The sequence below is a fragment of the Aeromicrobium sp. PFPM2_SD2 genome (genome assembly GCF_057364525.1).
The window spans coordinates 1-4461 of record NZ_JBNFNZ010000190.1 but is presented as its reverse complement, the minus strand read 5'-3'; the positions used below and the strand labels follow the sequence as shown (position 1 = coordinate 4461).

Annotated in this window: 3 protein-coding genes and 2 pseudogenes; all 5 read right to left on the bottom strand. The window is 72.2% G+C overall.

The features are described 5' to 3' along the window. Positions 1–198 precede the first annotated feature (198 nt). Positions 199–447 (bottom strand): GNAT family N-acetyltransferase, encoded by a 249-nt coding sequence (locus AC2W7G_RS09880; protein ID WP_485868273.1) that lies wholly within the window; start codon positions 445–447, stop codon positions 199–201. Between the two features lie 197 nt (positions 448–644). Next, a pseudogene (locus AC2W7G_RS09875) lies at positions 645–902 on the bottom strand (DUF4081 domain-containing protein); the annotation flags it as partial. Between the two features lie 198 nt (positions 903–1100). Beyond that, positions 1101–2231 carry a flavodoxin-dependent (E)-4-hydroxy-3-methylbut-2-enyl-diphosphate synthase gene (gene ispG / locus AC2W7G_RS09870; protein WP_485868274.1) on the bottom strand — a complete coding sequence of 377 codons (1131 nt, stop codon included), beginning with the start codon at positions 2229–2231 and terminating at the stop codon, positions 1101–1103. A gap of 17 nt (positions 2232–2248) precedes the next feature. Then, positions 2249–3547: a M50 family metallopeptidase gene (locus AC2W7G_RS09865; protein WP_485868272.1), complete on the bottom strand. Its 1299-nt coding sequence runs from the start codon at positions 3545–3547 to the stop codon at positions 2249–2251. Then, positions 3544–4461, bottom strand: a pseudogene (locus AC2W7G_RS09860) (1-deoxy-D-xylulose-5-phosphate reductoisomerase); the annotation flags it as partial. The pseudogene AC2W7G_RS09860 and the gene AC2W7G_RS09865, both read right to left, overlap by 4 nt.

Below are 4461 nucleotides of genomic sequence, written 5' to 3'. Positions count from 1 at the left end.
CGCGGGGACGCCAGCAGCGCGGCGCACGCCAGCTCGGCGACGCCGGGACGCGTGCACGAGCTCGCGGCGGCGCGGCAGCCGCTTCGGGACGATCGGCTCGAAGACCTGCGGACGCACGAGGTGCAGGACGCCGGAGGCGGTGAACAGCGCGGCCAGTCCGGCCAGGGATCGGGGCATGGCCCGCACCCTACGGCGTCCTCACAGCAGGATGGTGGCGAACGTCGTGTGGTGCCGGAACCCCACTCGCTCGTACGTGCGCCGCGCCGGCAGGTTGTGCCCGTTGACGTACAGCGTCACGACCGGCGCGATCGAGGCGCGCACCTGCTGGACGACCGCGGCCATGGCCGGGACGGCCAACCCGTGCCCGCGCACGTCCGGGTGGACGTAGACGCCCTGGACCTGGCAGACGCCGCCCGCGGCGGCCCCGACCTCCGCCTTGAACAGCACCGTGTCGTCCTCGATGATCGCGAACGACCACCCCTGGCCGACGAGCTGCGCGACCCGGGCCCGGTAGGCGACCCGCTCATCGCCTCGGGGTCGACGCCGACCTCCTCGGTGAACATGGCGACGGCGGCTGGGTAGAGCACGTCGACCTCGTCGAGCAGCACCCGTCGCACGCGGGCGTCGGGCACGACGTGGCTGTCGTGGTCCATCACCAGGAACGGCTGGTCCGGGCGCACCGAGCGGGCCGGGCCCCACAGCGGCTCCATGCGGTCCCACAGGTCCAGCACGGTGTCGCGCGGACCGACGATGGACGCGGCACGGGGGGCCTGCGGCAGCGCGTGCTCGGCGAACGCGGCCACGGCGGCGGGGGTGGCGTTGAGCGGGACGACGTTGGAGGCCACGTAGCACGCCGAGACGATGCGCTCGCCCTCGAACCAGCCCCACACGTGCCCGCCCATCCAGCGCGGACGCATGCCGGTGACGTCGAGCCGGTGCTGCAGGAAGACGTTCGCGGCCGGGTCCAGCGCGGTGAGCGACCGGACCAGCGGCATCTCCTCGGGCGCCAGCACCCGCAGGTTCGTCGTCCCCAGCACGATGCCCACCTCCCTCGGCCGCCAGCCTAGCGACGCGCGGGCGTCACGCTCGTCGACGCCGGGTCAGGAGACCGAGACCGACGGCGCGCCGCCGTCGACGGGTTCCATGCCCTCGGCGATGCGCATGGCCTCCTCGATGAGGGTCTCGACGATCTTGCTCTCGGGGACGGTCTTGATGACCTCGCCCTTGACGAAGATCTGGCCCTTGCCGTTGCCCGACGCGACACCGAGGTCGGCCTCGCGCGCCTCGCCCGGGCCGTTGACGACGCAGCCCATGACCGCGACGCGCAGCGGCACCTCCATGCCCTCCAGACCGGCGGTCACCTGCTCGGCGAGCGTGTAGACGTCGACCTGGGCGCGGCCGCACGACGGGCACGACACGATCTCGAGCTTGCGCTCGCGCAGGTTGAGCGACTGCAGGATCTGGATGCCGACCTTGACCTCCTCGACCGGCGGCGCGGACAGGGACACGCGGATGGTGTCGCCGATGCCCTTGCCGAGCAGGTAGCCGAAGGCGGTGGCCGACTTGATCGTGCCCTGGAACGCCGGGCCCGCCTCGGTGACGCCGAGGTGCAGCGGCCAGTCGCCGCGCTCGGCGAGCATCTCGTAGGCCTGGGCCATGATCACCGGGTCGTTGTGCTTGACCGAGATCTTGAAGTCGTGGAAGTCGTGCTCCTCGAACAGCGAGGCCTCCCACACCGCGGACTCCACGAGCGCCTCGGGCGTCGCCCGGCCGTACTTCTCGAGCAGGCGCTTGTCGAGCGAGCCGGCGTTGACGCCGATGCGCAGCGAGACGCCCGCGTCCTTGGCCGCCCGGGCGATGGCGCCGACCTGGTCGTCGAACTTGCGGATGTTGCCTGGGTTCACGCGCACCGCGGCGCAGCCGGCGTCGATCGCGGCGAACACGTACTTGGGCTGGAAGTGGATGTCGGCGATGACCGGGATCTGCGACTTGCGGGCGATGGCCGGCAGCGCGTCCGCGTCGTCCTGCGAGGGGCACGCGACACGGACGATGTCGCAGCCTGCGGCGGTCAGCTCGGCGATCTGCTGGAGGGTGGAGTTCACGTCCGCCGTCAGCGTCGTGGTCATCGACTGCACCGAGACGGGGGCGTCGCCGCCGACGTCCACGGAGCCGACCTTGATCTTGCGCGAGCGGCGTCGCGGGGCCAGCACCGGCGGCGGCGCGGCGGGCATGCCCAGGCTCACGGCGCTCACGAGATGCTCACCGGGTTGACGATGTCGGCGTAGATCAGGATCACGCTCATGATCATAAGGACCGCACCCACGGCGTAGGCGACGGGAAGCATCTTGGCGACGTCCACGTAGCCCGGGTCGGGGCGGCGCAGGAGGCGCGCGAACCCGCGGCGCACGGCCTCCCACAGGGCGCCGGCGATGTGCCCGCCGTCCAGCGGCAGCAGCGGCACGAAGTTGAACATGCCCAGGAACAGGTTGACCGAGGCCAGCAGGGTCATGAGCCGCACGGCGCGGTCTCCCCACGACGGGTCGTCGTAGGTGACCAGCTCGCCGGCCACGCGACCGGCGCCGACGACGCTGACCGGGCCGTCGTCCTCGCGCTCGCCGCCGGCGGCCGCCTTGACCACGCCGATCATGCGCTGGGGCAGGTCGATGATCGCGTGCACCGTGCCGGCGATGGAGTCGCCCATGACGCCCAGGACGTAGCCGAAGCCCTGGCGCTCCTGCTCGGTCGTCGGCGAGACGCCGAGGAAGCCGACCTCGACGGTCTTGTCGGGGTCGTCCAGGTCGGCGCGGGCCAGCACCGTGGTCTCGATCTCGACCGTGCGGGCCTGGCCGTCGCGCTCGTAGCCGAGCACCGCCTGCTCCGAGCCGTTGTCGCGGATGCGCTCGCTCAGCTCGTCCCAGTCGTCGACGGGCTGGCCGTCGAAGGACGTGATGAGGTCGCCCGGCTGCAGCCCGGCCTTCTTGGCCGGGGTCTCGGGGTCGTCCGCGGTGCAGGACCGTCCGGCCTCGGTGTCGGGGATGGCGCACGCCGAGACCGTGTTGACCCGGGTGGTCGGCTCGTAGGCGCCGAAGCCCATGAACACGATCGCGAACAGCACCAGGGCGATGGCCAGGTTCACGACCGGGCCGCCGGCCATGACGATGACCTTCTGCCACCACGGGCGGGTGTAGAACAGGCGGCCCTCGTCCTCGGGGCCGATGTGCTCGCGCTCGGCGTCGCGCGCGTCGGCGGCGAGCTGGCTGAACAGGCCGGTGCTGGTGCTGCGCAGCTCGTGCGGGTCGTCGCCCTTGGCCGGCGGCAGCATGCCGACGAGCTTCACGTACCCGCCCAGCGGGATCGCCTTGACGCCGTACTCGGTCTCGCCGCGGCGGAACGACCAGACCGTGTTGCCGAACCCGACGAAGAACTGCGTCACCTTCACGCCGAAGCGGCGTGCCGGGATCATGTGACCGCACTCGTGGAGCGCGATCGAGACGACGACCCCGATCACGAAGATCAGGACGCCGAGGGCGTACACGAGGGCGGTCAACGCTGCTCCACAAGGACTCGGGCGCGCCCGCGGGCCCAGGCGTCGGCCTCCAGGACGGAGTCGAGCGTCAGGTCGCGCGTGGCGCTGTCGGGATCGGTGAGGTGGTCGTCGAGGACGGCGCCCACGGTGTCCACGATGCCAAGGAAGTCCAAGTCGCCGGCCACGAAGGCGTCCACGCAGACCTCGTTGGCGGCGTTGTAGACGGCCGGCGCCGTGCGGGCGAACTCCCCCGCCCTGCGGGCCAGCCGCACGGCCGGGAAGGCGGAGTCGTCCAGCGGGAAGAAGTCCCACGACCTCGGCTCCGTCCAGTCGCAGCCGCGCGCCGCGCCCGGCAGCCGCTCGGGCCAAGCCAGGCCGAGCGCGATCGGCAGCCGCATGTCCGGCGGCGAGGCCTGCACCATCGTCGAGCCGTCGACGTACTCGACCATCGAGTGCACGACCGACGACGGGTGCACGACGACGTCGATGCGGTCGAACCCGATGCCGAACAGCAGGTGGGCCTCGATGACCTCCAGGCCCTTGTTGACCAACGTCGCGGAGTTGATCGTGATGACCGGGCCCATGTCCCAGGTCGGGTGGGCGGCGGCCTGCTCGGGCGTGACGTCGACGAGCTGCTCGCGCGTGCGGCCGCGGAACGGCCCCCCGCTCGCGGTGACCAGCAGCCGCTTCACGTCCTCGACGCGCTCCCCGCGCAGCGCCTGGGCGATGGCCGAGTGCTCGGAGTCGACGGGGACGAGCTGGCCCGGCTTCGCCGCGCCGGTGACGAGCTCGCCGCCGATGATGAGCGACTCCTTGTTGGCCAGCGCGAGGGGTGGCGCCGGTCTCGAGCGCGGCCAGGGTCGGCAGCAGGCCGACCGCCCCGGTCATGCCGTTGAGCACGACGTCCGCCGGCGTGCGCGCCGCCTCGACGGCGG